The 15,806-nt window shown below is 65.1% G+C and carries 16 protein-coding genes and 1 riboswitch; of the genes, 5 read left to right on the top strand and 11 right to left on the bottom strand.

What is annotated here, in order from left to right:
- The 3 genes from B3H64_RS10375 to B3H64_RS10365 form a co-directional block, all read left to right on the top strand.
- Window positions 1–421 (top strand): TatD family hydrolase (locus tag B3H64_RS10375; RefSeq protein WP_286734917.1); only part of this gene is annotated, 421 nt, incomplete at its 5' end.
- A 14-nt stretch (window positions 422–435) separates the two neighbouring features.
- Window positions 436–1,053, top strand: coding sequence for a TatD family nuclease-associated radical SAM protein (locus B3H64_RS10370; RefSeq protein ID WP_238073703.1), 618 nt, complete (start codon window positions 436–438; stop codon window positions 1,051–1,053).
- Window positions 1,054–1,231: 178 nt separating this feature from the next.
- Entirely contained in the window at window positions 1,232–2,677 is a 1,446-nt protein-coding gene (locus B3H64_RS10365; protein ID WP_050617311.1) for an FAD-dependent oxidoreductase, read from the top strand.
- Window positions 2,678–2,713: 36 nt separating this feature from the next.
- On the opposite strand, the gene B3H64_RS10360 is transcribed toward B3H64_RS10365, so the two are convergent.
- From B3H64_RS10360 to B3H64_RS10340, 5 genes are all read right to left on the bottom strand, one after another.
- Complete coding sequence (locus tag B3H64_RS10360; RefSeq protein WP_050617312.1) at window positions 2,714–3,193, bottom strand: CBS domain-containing protein; 480 nt, start codon at window positions 3,191–3,193, stop codon at window positions 2,714–2,716.
- 45 nt (window positions 3,194–3,238) lie between these two features.
- A complete protein-coding gene (locus tag B3H64_RS10355) occupies window positions 3,239–4,066 on the bottom strand; it encodes an epoxyqueuosine reductase (RefSeq protein WP_050617313.1) in 828 nt (275 codons plus the stop codon).
- A gap of 5 nt (window positions 4,067–4,071) precedes the next feature.
- On the bottom strand, window positions 4,072–6,213 hold the full coding sequence (locus B3H64_RS10350) for a polyribonucleotide nucleotidyltransferase (protein ID WP_286734915.1): 2,142 nt from the start codon (window positions 6,211–6,213) through the stop codon (window positions 4,072–4,074).
- Window positions 6,214–6,406: 193 nt separating this feature from the next.
- On the bottom strand, window positions 6,407–6,673 hold the full coding sequence (gene rpsO, locus B3H64_RS10345) for a 30S ribosomal protein S15 (RefSeq protein WP_238073708.1): 267 nt from the start codon (window positions 6,671–6,673) through the stop codon (window positions 6,407–6,409).
- Between the two features lie 239 nt (window positions 6,674–6,912).
- Complete coding sequence (locus B3H64_RS10340) at window positions 6,913–7,230, bottom strand: hypothetical protein (protein ID WP_050617316.1); 318 nt, start codon at window positions 7,228–7,230, stop codon at window positions 6,913–6,915.
- A gap of 253 nt (window positions 7,231–7,483) precedes the next feature.
- Here B3H64_RS10340 and B3H64_RS10335 point away from each other — a divergent pair, with 253 nt between their 5' ends.
- Entirely contained in the window at window positions 7,484–9,694 is a 2,211-nt protein-coding gene (locus B3H64_RS10335; protein ID WP_286734914.1) for an S-layer homology domain-containing protein, read from the top strand.
- Window positions 9,695–9,743: 49 nt separating this feature from the next.
- On the opposite strand, the gene B3H64_RS10330 is transcribed toward B3H64_RS10335, so the two are convergent.
- The 6 genes from B3H64_RS10330 to B3H64_RS10305 all read right to left on the bottom strand — a co-directional run bounded on the left by B3H64_RS10330 (window position 9,744) and on the right by B3H64_RS10305 (window position 15,446).
- Window positions 9,744–12,107 (bottom strand): diguanylate cyclase, encoded by a 2,364-nt coding sequence (locus B3H64_RS10330; protein WP_286734910.1) that lies wholly within the window; start codon window positions 12,105–12,107, stop codon window positions 9,744–9,746.
- Between the two features lie 160 nt (window positions 12,108–12,267).
- Window positions 12,268–13,083, bottom strand: a complete 816-nt coding sequence (locus tag B3H64_RS10325; protein WP_286734908.1) for an HAD-IIB family hydrolase — start codon at window positions 13,081–13,083, stop codon at window positions 12,268–12,270.
- Window positions 13,084–13,089: 6 nt separating this feature from the next.
- Entirely contained in the window at window positions 13,090–13,677 is a 588-nt protein-coding gene (thiT, locus tag B3H64_RS10320) for an energy-coupled thiamine transporter ThiT (protein ID WP_238073712.1), read from the bottom strand.
- 71 nt (window positions 13,678–13,748) lie between these two features.
- Window positions 13,749–13,866, bottom strand: a riboswitch (TPP riboswitch).
- A gap of 22 nt (window positions 13,867–13,888) precedes the next feature.
- Window positions 13,889–14,803, bottom strand: a complete 915-nt coding sequence (locus B3H64_RS10315; RefSeq protein ID WP_286734905.1) for an RluA family pseudouridine synthase — start codon at window positions 14,801–14,803, stop codon at window positions 13,889–13,891.
- Entirely contained in the window at window positions 14,778–15,266 is a 489-nt protein-coding gene (lspA, locus tag B3H64_RS10310) for a signal peptidase II (protein ID WP_238073714.1), read from the bottom strand. The genes B3H64_RS10315 and lspA overlap by 26 nt, the downstream gene beginning before the upstream one ends.
- Before the next feature lie 6 nt (window positions 15,267–15,272).
- Entirely contained in the window at window positions 15,273–15,446 is a 174-nt protein-coding gene (locus tag B3H64_RS10305) for an Arc family DNA-binding protein (RefSeq protein WP_238073715.1), read from the bottom strand.
- A 141-nt stretch (window positions 15,447–15,587) separates the two neighbouring features.
- Between B3H64_RS10305 and B3H64_RS10300 the strand changes: the two genes are divergently transcribed.
- A complete protein-coding gene (locus tag B3H64_RS10300; RefSeq protein WP_286734903.1) occupies window positions 15,588–15,749 on the top strand; it encodes a hypothetical protein in 162 nt (53 codons plus the stop codon).
- The last annotated feature ends 57 nt before the right edge of the window (window positions 15,750–15,806 follow it).

Raw genomic sequence — 15,806 nt, 5'->3', positions numbered from 1 at the left:
GCTCTCCCTGGCGGAGGAGCTGGACCTGCCTGCCATCGTCCACGACCGGGACGCCCACAAGGACTGCCTGGATATCGTCCGCTCCCACCCCAACGCCCGGGGCGTGTTCCACTGCTGCGCCCTCAGCCTGGAGGACGCCAAGGTGGCGGTGGACCGGGGCTGGATGCTCTCCTTCACCGGGAACATCACCTTCTCCAACGCCAGGCGGGCTCCGGAGGTGGTGCGCTGGGTCCCGCTGGACCGGCTCATGCTGGAGACCGACGCCCCCTACATGGCGCCCGAGCCCCACCGGGGGGAGCGGTGCGACTCTTCCTTCCTCCCCCTGACCGCCGCCCGTGTGGCCCAGCTCAAGGGGCTGGAGACCGGAGAAGTCCTCCGGGCCACCCTGGAAAACGGCAAACGGTTTTTCAACATTCTGTGAGGAGGTACAACCGTATGGAGACCATTTCCTATGCGTATGAAGGGGCGCTGTACGTCAACCTGACCAACCGGTGCGACTGCGCCTGCGTGTTCTGCCTGCGGCACAACGGCCACAAGGGCAGTATCTACGCCGATGACCTGTGGCTGGACCACGAGCCCACCCGGGAGGAGGCCCTGGCCGACCTGCTCTCCCGGGACTTCTCCTGCTACCGGGAGCTGGTGTTCTGCGGCTTTGGGGAGCCCATGTTCCGCACCGACGACATCTGCTGGCTGGTGGATGCGCTGAAACAGGCCGTCCCCGCCCTGCCGCCGGTGCGCATCAACACCAACGGCCACGCCAATCTGATCCTGGGCCGGGACGTGACCCCCGATCTAAAGGGCCGCATCGACGTGCTGTCCATCTCCCTCAACGGTTCCACGGCGGAGGAGTACTGCGCCGTCACCCATCCCCGGGACGGGGAAGCGGCCTGGCAGGCCATGCTGGACTTTACCCGCCGGGCGGCAGGGTATGTGCCCACGGTGGTGATGACCATCGTCAACAAGGACAAGAGCCCGGCCGAGATCGCCGCCTGCCGGGCCCTGGCCGAGGGGCTGGGGGCCGTGCTGCGCATCCGGGAGTATATTCCCGACTGAACCGGCAAACCCTTGGGGCCCAGCCCCGCAAGCGGAACGTCTCGGTGGGGGAAAACTCCGCCAGTTGGGAGCCTCTCTGGCAGGCTCAGGGCTGAACGGCGCATATTTTCCAAAATATCGCGCATGCTAGACCATCGAGAACGGCGGGGCCCTCCCCCGCCCAAAGGTGGGATATGCCATGCAGGAATCCATTTGGAACAGGACCGCCTCCCTGCGGCCTCGGGAGCCCCTGTCGGGGGACCGGAAGGTAGACGCCGCCGTCATCGGCGGCGGGCTGGCCGGCATCCTCACCGCCCATTTTCTCCGGGCGGCGGGGCTGGAGACGGTGGTGCTGGAGGCCGCCCGGGCCGGAAGTGGCCAGACCGGGCGCACCACCGCCAAGATCACCGCCCAGCACGGCCTCATCTACGAGCGGCTCATCGACCAGCTCGGCCGGGAAAAGGCCGTGCTCTACGCCCAGGCTAACCAGTGGGCCGTGGCGGAATACCGCCGTATGGTCCGGGAGGGGGGCATCGACTGCGACTTTACCGACTGCCCGGCCTACCTCTACGCCACCGGGGACCCCTGGCCCATCCACCGGGAGGCGGAGGCCGCCCACAGCCTGGGCATCGACGCGGCCTGCACGGCCGACACCGAGCTGCCCTTCCCCGTGGCCGCCGCCCTGCGGTTCGGGAATCAAGCCCGGTTCCACCCGCTGCGCTTCCTGGACGCCGTGGCGGAGCCGCTGGAGCTCTATGAGCAGACCCGGGTACGGGACGTGGAGGGAAACCGGGTGATCACCGACCGGGGGACGGTGACGGCGGAGCACGTCGTGTTCGCCTGTCACTACCCCTTCCGCAACGTCCCGGGATACTATTTTCTCCGGATGCACCAGGAGCGCAGCTACGTGCTGGCCCTGGAAAACGCCGCCGGGCTGGAGGGGATGTACTTCGGCACCGACGGCGACGGCCTCTCCTTCCGGCCCCAGGGAGACCTGCTCCTGCTGGGCGGCGGGGGCCACCGCACCGGGGAAAATTCGGCGGGCGGGCAGTACCAGAAGCTGCGGCAGGCCGCCCGGAGCTTCTGGCCTGAGAGCCGGGAGATGGCCGCCTGGAGCGCTCAGGACGGGATGCCCCTGGACGGTGTGCCCTATATCGGTCGGTTCTCCGCCACCACACCCAATTGGTATGTGGCCACCGGCTTCCAGAAGTGGGGGATGACCTCCTCCATGGTGGCCGCCCGGCTGCTCACCGACCTCATCACAACCGGCGCCAGCCCCTGGGAGGAGGTCTTTACCCCCCAGCGCTTCCAGCCCCCCGCCGCCGGGAAGGCCCTCCTCCAGGAGAGCGCCCAGGCCGCCAAGGGGCTGGGGCGACGGCTGTTCACGCCCCCCAGGGCAGAGGTGGAGGCCCTGCCCAGGGGCCATGGCGGCGTGGTGGAGTACCGCGGGGAAAAGCTGGGGGTCTACAAAGATGACGGCGGGGAGGTCTTCTGCGTCTCGGTCCGCTGCCCCCATCTGGGCTGCCAGTTGGAGTGGAACCCGGATGAGAAGAGCTGGGACTGCCCCTGCCACGGCTCCCGGTTCGACTACCGCGGGCGTCTGCTGGACGGCCCGGCCCAGCGGGACGCCGACGTCCCGGAGTGAGAAGCGGGCCCCCGGTCCATTGGCCGGGGGCCCGTTTTACTCCTCTTCCGCGTGGCGCTTGATGCTCTGAGGAACATGCTCCATGCTGCGGACCCGGTGGACGTTGTCGGAAATCTCGCTGAGGGCCGCGCCCGCCTCCATGTCGTACTGCTGGCAACAGGCCAGGTCCCCCAGGGAGAGCATCCCCACCACCTTGTCCCCCTCCATGACCGGCAGACGCCGGACCTGCTGGGCCGCCATTCTGCGGGCCGCCTCGTGAGCGTCGTCGTCGGGGGCCACCACGGCGCAGTTTCGGGTCATGATGTCCCGCACCGGCACCTTGCTGGGGTCCTCCTGCGCCGCCACACACCGGGTCACGATATCCCGGTCGGTGACGATGCCCCGCAGGCCTCCGTCCGTGCCGCACACCGGCAGGGAGCCCAGGTTATGCCGGGCCAGCAGCCGGGCCGCCAGGGCCGCCGACTCGGACGGGTCGATGGACACCACGCTCTGATTCATCAAATCGCGTACTTGCATAAATACACCGCCTTTCACGGTTAGTTTCCGCGAAAGGCGGCCGTTTTATTCCCCGTCCTTCAGCTCCAGATTGCGCTGGAGCGGCCCCGGTCCCCGCCAGGTAAAGGCCCGCCCTGGGTAGCGCTCCAAAAACTGTCTGCGGGTTTGCCCCGCCACGTCCGGCAGCGTCAGGGCGGGCACCAGATCGTCCCGGAATTCCGGCAGGGGGGTGACCGGCGCAGCCCGGTTATAGGGGCAGACCTGCTGGCACACGTCGCAGCCCCAGATCAGCGGGTGGGCCGACAAAAGGGCGGCCTCCTCCGGCGTCAGCTCCCCCGTTTTCTGGGTCAGATGGGACAGGCAGCGGTCCGTCCGGACCCCGTCTGCCTCCAATGCCCCGCCGGGGCAGGCGGCGGCGCAGGCCCCGCAGTGGACGCACCGGCGCAGGGGGACGGGCTCCGGCCAGGGATAGCCGGTCAGATTGGTCAGGATGGTCCCCAGAAAGATCCAGGAGCCCCATTTGTCCAGCAGCACCAGGCCGTTGTCCCCCAGCACCCCCAGCCCGGCGCACAGGGCGGCGGCCCGCTCGGGAATGGGGCTGCTGTCGGCGGAGGGCCGGAAGATGTGCTCCGGCCAACGGGCCCGCAGCCGCGCGCACACCTGCTCCAGCCGCAGAACCACTGCGGCGTGATAGTCCTCTCCCCGGGCATACCGGGACAGGTTGCCGGGATCATCCCCCGCGTAATAGGGAAAGGCGGCCACAAAGACCCCGGTCGGGGAGGGGCACAGCCTCTCCGCCCGAGCCCGGGCAGGCGGGTCCATCCAGCGGGAGAGGCCGCCGAAGCCGACGGCGCCCCACGCCGCCGCTCCAGCGGCCTCAAACCATGCGTTCATATTTCTTACTTCTTCAGGCCGGGGTTGTTCTCCAGCTCCTTCAGGGCGTCCTTGTAGCTCAGGTTCACGCGGCCCTTCTCGTCAATCTCGGTGACCTTCACCCAAATCATGTCGCCGATGTTGACCACATCCTCCACCTTCTCCACCCGACGGTTGGCCAGCTTGGAGATGTGCACCATGCCGTCCTTGCCGGGGGCCAGCTCTACGAAAGCGCCGAAGGGCAGGATGCGGACCACCTTGCCGTAATACAGTTGCCCCACCTCGGGCACAAAGACGATGGTCTCGATGGTCTTCTTGGCGGCGTCGCAGGAGGCCTTGTCCACGCCGGCGATATAGATGGTGCCGTCGTCCTCGATGTCGATCTTGGCGCCGGTGTCGGCGCAGATCTTCTGGATGACCTTGCCGCCGGAGCCAATGACCTCGCGGATCTTGTCTACGTCGATCTTCATCTTCACCATCTTGGGGGCGGTGTCGGCCACGTCGGGGCGGGGCTGGGCGATGCAGGGCAGCATGACCTCGTCCAGGATCGCGAAGCGGGCGTCCTTGGTGATGGCCAGGGCCTCCTGGATGATGGCGTGGCTCAGGCCGTCATTCTTGATGTCCATCTGAATGGCGGTGATGCCCTTCTTCGTGCCGGCCACCTTAAAGTCCATCTCGCCGTGGAAGTCCTCCACGCCCTGGATGTCGATAAAGGTGGTGAAGGAGCCGTCGTCGTCCTGGATGAGGCCGCAGGAGATGCCGGCCACAGGGGCGGAGATGGGCACGCCGGCGTCCATCAGAGCCAGGGTGGAGCCGCAGATGGAGCCCTGAGAGGTGGAGCCGTTGGAGCTCAGGACCTCAGAGACCACGCGGATGGCGTAGGGGAAATCCTCCTGGCTGGGGATGACGGGCTCCAGGGCCCGCTCGGCCAGGGCGCCGTGGCCCTTTTCGCGGCGGTTGACGCTGCGGGCGGCGCGGGCCTCGCCCACGGAGTAGGAGGGGAAGTTATAGTGGTGCATATACCGCTTCTCCTCTTCCTCCCAGATGGTGTCCAGCTTCTGGCAGGCGGAGAGGGTGTTCAGGGTGCAGACCGACAGGACCTGGGTCTGGCCGCGGGTGAACAGGCCGGAGCCGTGGACCTTGGGCAGGACCCCCACCTCGGCGGACAGGGGACGGATCTCGTTCTTGGCCCGGCCGTCCACCCGGTGGCCCTCCAGCAGCCAGGCCTTAACGATCTTCTTCTGGAACTTGTAGGTGATCTCCTCCAGGTACTTGTCCATCTCGGGGAAGTCCTCCAGGAAGAGCTCGTGCCAGTGGTCGATGAGCTTGTTCCAGCGCTCCTCGCGCACGTTCTTATCGTCGGTGTCCATGGCGGCCTTGGCCTCGTCCAGAGTGGCCTCCACAATCTTGTCGAAGAGCACCTGGTTGAAGTCGGCGTGGTCGTAGGTCATCTTCTCCCGGCCGATCTCGGCGACCATGGCGTTGATGAGGGCCACCTGCTTTTTGATCTCCTCATGGGCGGTCACGATGGCGTCGTACATCTTGTCGTCGGGCAGTTCCTTGGCGCCGGCCTCGATCATGATGACCTTGCCCTCGGTGGCGGCCACAGTCAGGTCGAGCTGGGAGGCGTGCTTCTGCTCCTGATTGGGGTTGAGCACGATCTGGCCGTCCACATAGCCCACCTCCAGGCAGCCGATGGGGCCGGCCCAGGGGATGTTGGAGTAGGCCAGGCAGGCCGACACGCCGATCATGGCGGTGACCTCGGGGGAGCAGTCGTAATCCACGCTCATGACGGTGGCGGTGACCACCACGTCGTTGCGGAAATCGTAGGGGAACAGAGGCCGGATGGACCGGTCAATGACCCGGCTGGCCAGCACGGCGGGCAGGGAGGGCTGGCCCTCCCGGCGCAGGAAGGAGCCGGGGATGCGGCCCACGGCGTACAGCTTCTCCTCAAAGTCCACGCTCAGGGGGAAGAAGTCGATGCCGTCCCGGGGCCGGGCGGAGGCGGTGACCGCCACCAGCACGGTGGTATCGCCGTAGTGGACCATGGCCGAGGCGTTGGCCAGCTCGGCCACCTTGCCCACCTCGATCTTCAGGGGCCGGCCGCAGAGATCCATCTCAAAGACCTTGTAGTTGGGGAACTGCTTGTGTGTGATAACGGTTGACATGTGCGTCCTCCTTCATTGATCGGCGCACATCAGAGCCTTCAGCCCTTTTAGCACTTGAACGCGCCCTCCTCTGCGGCAGGGACGAGGGCAGGTTCAATTGCTAAAAAAGTGGATGGGCTCTGGTGGGCGTCTATTTTTGGTACATGGGAAGAAGGGGCGGCACGGTGTTCCGCGCCACCCCTCATTCAGTTTCTTACTTACGGATGCCGAGCTTCGCGATCAGGGCGCGGTAACGCTCTACGTCCTTGTTGGCCAGGTAGTCCAGCAGCTTGCGGCGCTTGCCGATCATCTTATACAGGCCGCGGCGGCTGTGGTTGTCGTGCTTGTGCATCCGCAGATGCTCGGTGAGCTCGTTGATGCGGGCGGTGAGGATGGCGATCTGCACCTCGGGGGAGCCGGTGTCAGTGGGGTGCGTGCGGTTGGCCTCGATCACGGCCGTCTTTTCGTCCTTACGGATCATGGGGATGTCCACCTTTCTGTTTCAATTGCCCATGGAGCTGCGTAGCGGGCGGGTGAGACCCCCGCAGAACAGCGGGCTGTGTCCCGAAACGAAGCGCCAGGGCCGGTATGGGCACTTTACGTGCCTTAATAGACTATCATATTTTAACACCTGTGTAAAGAAAAAAATCCCCTTTCCAAACAAAATTTCCGTGGGCCGCAACATCTTGCGGCCCACGGAATGGGGGATACCACGTATGGTCAGGCAAGACGCACGAACTGCACCATTGCCGTCACCGTTACGGCCACCACGGCCAGGCTGGCCAGCAGGTCCAGGGCAAGGCCCACCCGGCGCACGTTCCGCCGGCGGCGGGCGGCGCGGACCTTGGGGGACTCCGGCGGCACCAGCCGCAGCAGGGGCGCGGCGGCCTCCGGCTGAGTGGGCGCGGGCTCCTGGACCGGCACGTCCTCCCAGTCGCCGCCGGACACGGCCGAGAGCTTTCGGCGGTATGCCCCCAGGTCCACCACGTTGCCCTCATGGCGAATAAAGCTGCTGGTCTGATAGTAAATGGTCTGCATGCCGATCCCTCCCGCTGTCGATGTGGCCAGTCTACCAGAGGAACTGTCCTAAAAACCGGACTTTTTCTCCGCCCGCTCTTACATATGGACGTCTTTTTTCTCCCAACGTTTAGGGAACTTTTGTTCGATCAAATTATACAACGGATGTTCGATAAAAGTCAAGGAAAATTTGGGGAACCGGATGGAAAAATTTACGTCTAAGAGGTATAGTGATACCAGAGCGAACCATTTCAGATCGAATGGAGGTTTTGTAATGAAACGGCTTTTGTCTCTTGTGCTGACCCTGGCCCTGCTGGGCGCTCTGGCCCTGCCCGCGGCGGCGGAGGAGGACAGCGACGCCCGGCTGGCCGCCGTCACCCTGCGGGTAAAGGAGACGCTGGGCATCGACACCCAGGTCTATGACCAGTTCTACGGCGACCTGACGGAAAACGAGCTGGCCCCGGCGTGGTACCTGTCCTGGAGCGGCGAGGCCGGCTCCCTGGAGGTCACCGCCACCGAGGATGGCAAGATTCTGCGCTACGACCGCTACGACGAGGACGTCTCCAACCCCCGGGACACCCTGTCCCTACCCGAGGGAGACCCGGTCCAGGCCCAGGCGGCGGCCCAGGCCTTCCTGGACCGGGTGCTGGGCGAGGAGGAGTCGGCGGAGCTGGAGCCCTTCGACTCCGGCGGCTGGCTGGGGAGGACCCAGTACCGCTGCCGCGGCGCCCTGCGGCTCAACGGCCTGCCCTCTCCGCTGTCCTTCTCCCTCTCCGTGCGGTGCAGCGACAACACCGTCACCTGGTTCTACCGGGACAGCCTGGAGGGCGCGTACCTGGGGGACATCCCCGCCGCCCGGTTCCGCACCGGCGCGGAGGCCGCCAAGGCCCTGCTGCGGGACACCCTCTCGCTGCGGCTGGAGTATGTGCGCTCCGAGGACGGGACTGCCGCAGTGCTGCGCTATCTGCCCAACCCCACCGACGAATACTATGTGGATGACGTCTCCGGGCAACTGGTGGACCTGACCGCGCTCTACCGGGAGCTGGGCCGGGGCGGCGCCCTGCTGGGGGACGGGAACAGCGCAGCCCCCGCCGAGTCGGCGGCGGCCATGGACATTGCCAAAAGCCTCACCCAGGCGGAGCAGACCGGGGTGGAGAAGCTGACCGGCGCGCTGAGTAAAGAAGAGCTGGACCAGCGGGCCCGGGCGGTATCGGAGCTGGGTCTGACCGCCTACGCTCTGGCCGCCGCGTCCTATCAGGTGGAGCGGGCCGGCGCGGACGAGGACGCCCTTCCCGCGGACGCCAAGGTCACCGCCCAGCTCACCTACGTCCGGCAGACCGACCAGGGCATCTGGCGGCGGTACGTCACCCTGGACGCCAAGACCGGTGGGTTGGAGAGCGTATCCAGCTCCATGCCCTGGCGGGAGGACTGCCGGGCGGCGGTCTCCGAGGCCGAGGCCCGGAAGAAGGCGGAGGCCTTCCTGTCCAAGTACCGGGGCGAGCTCTTCGAGGAGAGCGCAGCCTATGAACGGGATTCCGGCCCGGCGGCCTGGCGCACCCCGGATGACGCCGAGCCCGAGAGCTGGTCCTTCGTCTACGCGCAGCAGGTCAACGGCTATTTCTTCCCGGACAACTGCCTCTACGCGGAGATCGACTCCTCCGACGGTTCGGTGTCCGGCTTCTACCAGGCCTGGACTGAGGGGATCCCCTTTGAAAGCCCTGAAGGCATCATCGGTCCCCAAGCTGCGCTGGAGGCCTATCTGGCCACCTTCCAGCTACAGGGCGGCTATGTGGCCGTGCCGGAGAAGCTGGACCTGTCCAACCCCGACTACGGCCCGCTGGCCGAGATGGGGTTCTCCTATCTCTCGACGCTGAAACTGGGCTACACCCTGGTCAGCGGCGGCGACCCCGTCCTGGGCATCGACGCCAAGACCGGCGAACCTGTGGTCCACCGCTATGAGGAGGCCGCCGTCCAGTACGGCGACCTGGACGACGCTCCCTGGGCCAAGCCCGCCGTGGAGGCCCTGGCCCGATACGGCGTCGGCTACGCCGGGGATTCCTTCGCGCCCACCCAGGCCCTGACCCAGCGGGACCTGGTGGCCCTGCTGGTCAGCACCCGGGGCTACCGGGTGGACCCCGGGGCTCTGGACGACGCCGGGGCCGACGACCTGTACCGCACCGCCTACGGCATGGGGTTGCTCACCCGGGCGGAGCGGGAGGACGGCAGGCCGCTCACCCGTCTAGAGACGGCCAAGCTGCTGCTGGACGCCGGAGGCTATGGCCCGGCGGCGCGGCTCCAGGGGATCTACCACACTGCCTTCTCCGACCAGGCCGACATTCCCGACGGACTGCTGGGATACGCCGCCCTGGCCCAGGGGCTGGGCATGGTTCGGGGGGACGGCTCCGGCCGCCTGAATCCCAACCGCACCGCCACCCGGGGCGAGGCCGCGGTCATGCTCTATGCCTTCATGGGGCGAGCCTCCTGAGGCAAGAAAAACCGCGGGACAGCCGAATGGCTGTCCCGCGGTTTGGTTTTCATTGCTCCTTCTCCTGCGCCAGGCGCTGCTCCAGCGCCTGCACATGCTCCCTGAGCCGCTGCTTCATCAGGAAGGTGGACAACACCCGGGCCACCAGGGTCAGGGATTCGATCTGCTCCTGGGTCCAGTAGCGGTTGGCCCGGCACTCGTCAAAGCCCACATAGCCCTTGAACCGCCCGTCGTCCAGAATCGCACACTGGAGCATGGAGCAGATCCCCTGGGGGGCCAGCACCGCATAGAGGTCGGGGTGGAGGGTGGAGATGTCCCGGCAGTAGAAGATGCCGTTGGCGTCGAAGTTGGACTGGTAATCCCCCAGGTCCTCCTGGTAGGACAGGCCCTGGAGGTTCTCCCGTTCCGACGAGACCCCCTCGCCGCACCACTCAAAGGTGTTATAGCACAGGGTGTCGTCCGCGCTGTTTTCAAAGATATAGACCCGGCTCACGTCATAGGCCCGGCCTACGACCTCCAGCATCTGGCCGATGGCGGCCTCGGTGGTGCCGGCGTCGTAGAGCATCCGGAAGGCGTACCGGGCAAGCTGCTCGGTGACGTCGCACACCGAGTCGGAGTCGATGGGGGAGCTGACGGCGGAGCGGCTCCTGCCGCTGCGGCCGGGACCGTCCTCCAGCTCCTGGCTGTAATAGGCAAAGCACGCCTTTCCCTGGCTCTTGGCCTGGTAGAGGGCCAAATCGGCGCACTGGTACAAGCGCTGGTAGTCGGCACCGTCGGCCGGGCACAGAGCGATGCCCACGCTGCAGGAGAGCTGCAGGTCGGGGGCGCCCTCCAGCGGCAGGGCGGCGATGGCGGCCAGGATTTCCCCGGCCTTGACCCCGGCATCCGACGCCTGGCTCAGACTGGACAGGAATACTGCGAATTCATCCCCGCCAATGCGGCCGATGACATCGGAGCCCCGGAACTGCCGCTTCAGACAGGCCGCCAGATCGGTGAGCACCGCGTCTCCGCACAGATGGCCGTACTGGTCGTTGACGTTCTTGAAGTTGTCCAGGTCCAGAATCATCAGGGCCTGAATCTCCTCCGGCCGCCGCCCCTCGATCAGCTCGGCGGCCCGGGATCGTGCCGCGCTCTGGTTCAGCAGACCGGTAAGGGAATCCTTCTGAGCCTGCTCCAGCAGCCGCTGTTCGTGTTTCTTCTCGGCGTCGATGTCGGTGATGACCCCCACCGCCTTGATGGGCCTGCCCTCGCTGTCAAACTGTGTGGTGGCCCGGATACGGCACCAGAGATAGCGGCCGTCCCAGCTACGGATGCGGAACTCTGCCGATGAATAGGGCGCCCCCGCCGACGCAGCCTTCAGGAGCTGGCGGAAGGCGGACATGTCGTCAGGGTGGACGTCCTTGGAGCCGGGGATGCGGGTACTGATCTCCCGCCGGATGGGGGCGTAGCCAAATTTTTTCTGCCAGTTGTTCGAAAAACTCAGGGTATCCTGTACGATATTCCACTCGAAAATGATGTCGTTGGTCTGATCCATGATGATCTGATGGCGCTCCAGCGACAGGCGCAGGGCCTCCTGGGCCTGCTTACGCTCGGTGATGTCCATCAGCATGGTGTTGAACACCGGCGCGCCGCCGGGACTGCGCACCAGGCGGGACCGATCCAGCACCCAGAGCGGGTGGCCGTCGCGGCAGATCAGGCGGTACTCCTGCTCCACCGTGGAGTTTATCACCGGCGCGCGGAAATTCTTCCGCACATTTTCCCGGTCGTCGGGGTGGATCAGATCAATCAGGCGGTTGTGGTACTGCTCCTCCAGCTCCGCCGGACGATAGCCCACCATATCCAAAAAGCCGCTGCTCATCTGCAGGATGGTAAAACCTCTGTCATCGCGGCAGCGGAGCACCCCTCCGGGCAGATTTTCCATCACATCCAGCAGCTCACGCTGGCTCTCCGCCGCCCGCTGGCGGAATTCCTCCGTCCGGGCCCGGCTGTCCCGCAGGACATAGAGCCGTCCCGGCCGCTGATCAAAGTCCGGCTGGGAGAGGTGGATGTGGCAGAGTTGGAGGCCGTCCTCCGTTTCCGTGCAGACCGCGCTGAACCGCAGGTCCAGCTCTGCCAGTCCGGCAGACGGGTCGCCGGGCTCGGCACGGAATCCGCCATAGATCAGCCAGCCTTCGCCGGGCAGGGGCTCCGCCTCCTGCCAGCGCTCGGTGATGGAGAACGCTCCCCCGTATTCGGCCAGGTCTTGCTCCAGCAGGCGGCGCGCCTCCTGCTTTCCACGGCAGACCTCGCCCCGGCCGCTGCCGATCCAGGTGACCCCGGGCGCCATCGCCGCCAGAAGGGCCTTCATGTCACGCTGCTCCAGATAGAGCTGCTCCAGTCGGATGATGAATTCCACCGCCTGCATCCGTTCCATGTCGGCCCCCCTCTCTGGGAAATATTAGCATGAGCTGGTTTCTGCCTCTATTATAGCAGACCTGACCGGCCTTGAGAAGCACGATTTATAAAGTCAGAGTAATTTCTTCTGACACAAAACACCCCGGAACGCATATCGTTCCGGGGTGTTTCGTAACTTTTTAATAGCGCCGGTCCAGCGTCTGGATCACCTGGGCCACGCAGTCCTCCTCGCAGGAAGACAGGAGGACGGCGCCCCAGTCCCGGACCGCCTGGGCACAGTTGGCGGGGGCAAAGGGCACGGCAGACACCGCCAGCATGGGGATGTCGTTCTGATTGTCCCCCACGCAGTAGATGTGCTCCCGGCGGACGCCCAGCCGCTGGGCCAGCTTCAGCACCATGCCGCCCTTGGTGGCGGTCTTGGCGGTGCACTCCAGCAGCACCGCGTTGGAGAAGATGACCTCATAGCGGTCCGGCCAGCGGTCCAGCAGGTACTTCTGGGCAGTCAGCAGGCTTTGGTAATCGGCCTGGATCACCGCCTTACTCCAGGGCTGGGGCATGTCCGGCAGGTCCCGCTGGGTCCAGGTGGTCCTGACTCGCTCCACATGCCGCTGGGTGAAGGCGTTGGGCTGAAAGATATACACGTCGTCGCCGTGGTAGGTCTCCACTCCGATCTGGGGCATGACGGCGCAGAGCTGCCCCAGGTCGGCCGCCGCCGTTTCGGGCAGGGGCAGGTCCACCACCGTGCGCCCGGCAGCAAAGTCGTAGAGCAGCGCGCCGTTGGACAAAATCACGGGGGCGTTGAGGGGAATGGTGTGCGCATAGGGGGCAAAGGTGCGGCGGGCCCGGCCGGTGGCCACGGTAAAGCGGCCGCCCTCGCGGATGAAATACGCCAGCGCCGCCCGGTTGCCCGGGGACAGCTCGCAGCTTCCGCCCACCAGGGTATCGTCAAAGTCACTGGCCAGGAGAACGCCCTCAAATTTGCCCAATCCAATCACACCTTCTTATTTCGGAATATCCTCCCCCACATAGAATTTCTTCAGAGGCGCGTAGAGCAGCCCGGCGATGGCCAGGGCCAGAATGGTGTTGGGGAGCATGTAGGAGCCGTTATACACGAGCGAGTAGAGATTGGGCTCGTCGAACACCGTGCCCAGAATCTCGGTGGGAGCGTAGATACGGTAAATGGTAATGCCGCTGATGAAGTGGACGATAAAGCGCCCCAGGCAGCCCAGGACGGTGCCGGCAAAAATGCCCCACTTTTTCCCTTTGAATAGGCCCGCCAGACCCAACGGGGGAAAGGCCACCAGATAATCCAGCAGCATGGACTGCCAGCCCCAGGCATATGCGCCGTCGAAGATGAGCTGTAAAAGGCCGAATACAAAGCCGGCCAGCAGGCCGTCCTTCAGGCCCCAGCGCACGGCGAAGAGCAGGATGGGGAACATGGCTGGGGTGAGGGAGCCGCCGTTGGGCAGCTCCATGATCTTGATATAGCTCAGGATCTGGGCCAGGGCCACCATAATGGCGCCTTCGCACAGCATGCGGGTGCGGGTGCGGCCGGACACGGCGGAGCGGGTCGGTTTTGCAGAGGTCATCGATCATTTCTCCTTTTAAAAAATGTACCGCAGCGCAAACCGGAGCTAGCGCAAGCGGTACAGGAGAAACGACACGGTGTCGAATCAGCTTCCTACGCCGGCATTACCCGGATCAGGTTCAAGGGACCGGAGGCGGCCATACGCCTCGCATCTCAGCCGGACTTGCGTCCAGCGCCCCTGTATTCGATTTGTCCTGCGGTCGGGTCCTATTTTATCTCAGCCTGGACAGCTTGTCAAGCAACGCGGTGAAGTAGTCCGGCAGGGGACACTCCACGGTCACCCGTTCCCCGGTGCGCGGGTGGAGGAAGGACAGCCGCCGGGCGTGGAGGCACTGGCCGGCCAGGCCGGGATAGGGCTTTTTGGCCCCATACACCGTGTCCCCCAGAATGGGATGGCCGATGGAGGCCAGGTGGACCCGGATCTGGTGGGTGCGGCCGGTCTCCAGACGGCATTGAATGTGGGTGCAGCCGGGATACCGCCCCAGTACGGTCCAGTGGGTTACCGCTCGGCGGCCGTTTTTCCGGTCGATGGCCATCCTTTTCCGGTCTGCGGGGTGGCGGCCGATGGGAGCGTCCACCGTGCCGGCGTCTTCCCTCAGGCTGCCCGCGCACACCGCCTCGTATTCCCGGTACAGGGAGTGGTCCTGGAGCTGCTCGGCCAGGGCCAGATGGGCGGCGTCGTTCTTGGCGGCGATGATGAGCCCCGAGGTGTCCCGGTCGATGCGGTGGACGATGCCGGGGCGCAGCGCTCCGTTGATTCCTGAAAGGCTATTTCCGCAGTGATATAACAGCGCGTTGACCAGCGTGCCGTCAGGATGGCCGGGGGCGGGGTGGACCACCATGCCCACCGGCTTGTTGACCACGATGACGTCGCCGTCCTCGTATACCACGTCCAGCGGGATGTTCTGGGGGAGGAGGTCCACCGGAGCGGGGTCGGGCAGGACCACCTCCAGCACGTCGCCGGGGGAGGTCTTGTCGTTTTTCCGGGCCGGGCGGCCCGACCGGGTCACCGCCCCCTCCTCCAGCAGCCGCTGGGCCGCCGAGCGGGTCAGCCCCTCCACCGAGCGGGCCAGAAACTGGTCCAGCCGCTCCCCAGCCCGGTCAGCCGTCAGCCGGATGGGTGTCATGGCCGGACTCCTTTTTCTCCAGCTTCTCGGCAAAGAAGAGGATGTAGACGACGAAGGCGATGCCGCCGCAGACCACGCAGATGTCGGCCACGTTAAAGACGGCAAAGCGCATAAACAGGGTCTGGAACATATCGGTGACGAAGCCCAGGAACAGCCGGTCGATGAGGTTGCCCACCGCCCCGGCCAGGACCACCGACAGGGACAGGACCCCAAAGGGGTGCTTCACCACTTTTTTGACCAGGGCGGCGGCGATGACCGCCGCCACCACGGCGGAGACGATGGTGAGCAGCCAGGTGTGCTGGGAGAGCATGGAAAAGGCCGCCCCGGTGTTCTGGACATAGGTGAGCTCCAGAATGTGGGGCAGGAAGGGGAGGGAACCTCCCAGGGGGATGTGGGCGCGGACCAGAAACTTGACGACCTGATCCAGAACCACCAGCGCGAGGATGAGGATGGCATAGAGCATGAGCGGTTACTCCTTGGGGACGGCAATGGCGCCGTGTTCTTTTTCGTAGGCTTCCACGTGCTTTTTCACGAGGAATTCAATCTCCTTATTGAGAGACCGGCTGTTTTTTTCTGCGATGTAGCGCAGCTTTTCCCGCAGATCGTCGTCCAGACGAAGGGGGAAATTATACGAGACCGGCATTTGTGCCCCTCCTTGCAAGTGATATCACAATTATATCAAAATGACGTAATAAAACAATAACGCAATTATAACGTCATTTTAGCGTTGACTTTCTTTTTGAGAGACGTTATAATGACGTTATAAGACCAGGAGGTGAGCGCCATGGAAGAAAAAATCTGCGGGACCTGCAAATACTTTGCCCAGCACTACCGGAAGTGGGGCAAGGGATACCACGAGGTGGACTGCGGGCACTGCAAGTACCCCCGGATCAAAAAGCGCACCAAGGACCAGACCTGCCCGCACTGGGCGCCTCGGGAAACGTAGAACAAAAAAGCCCCCGCGGCCATACAACGTATGGCCGCGGGGGCTCAGCTTGTCTAC

Origin of the sequence: Intestinimonas sp. UBA1698, assembly GCF_002320075.1 — a bacterium.
Taxonomy (GTDB): Bacteria; Bacillota; Clostridia; order Oscillospirales; family Oscillospiraceae; genus Intestinimonas; species Intestinimonas massiliensis.
This window is presented reverse-complemented; position numbering and strand designations above follow the sequence as displayed.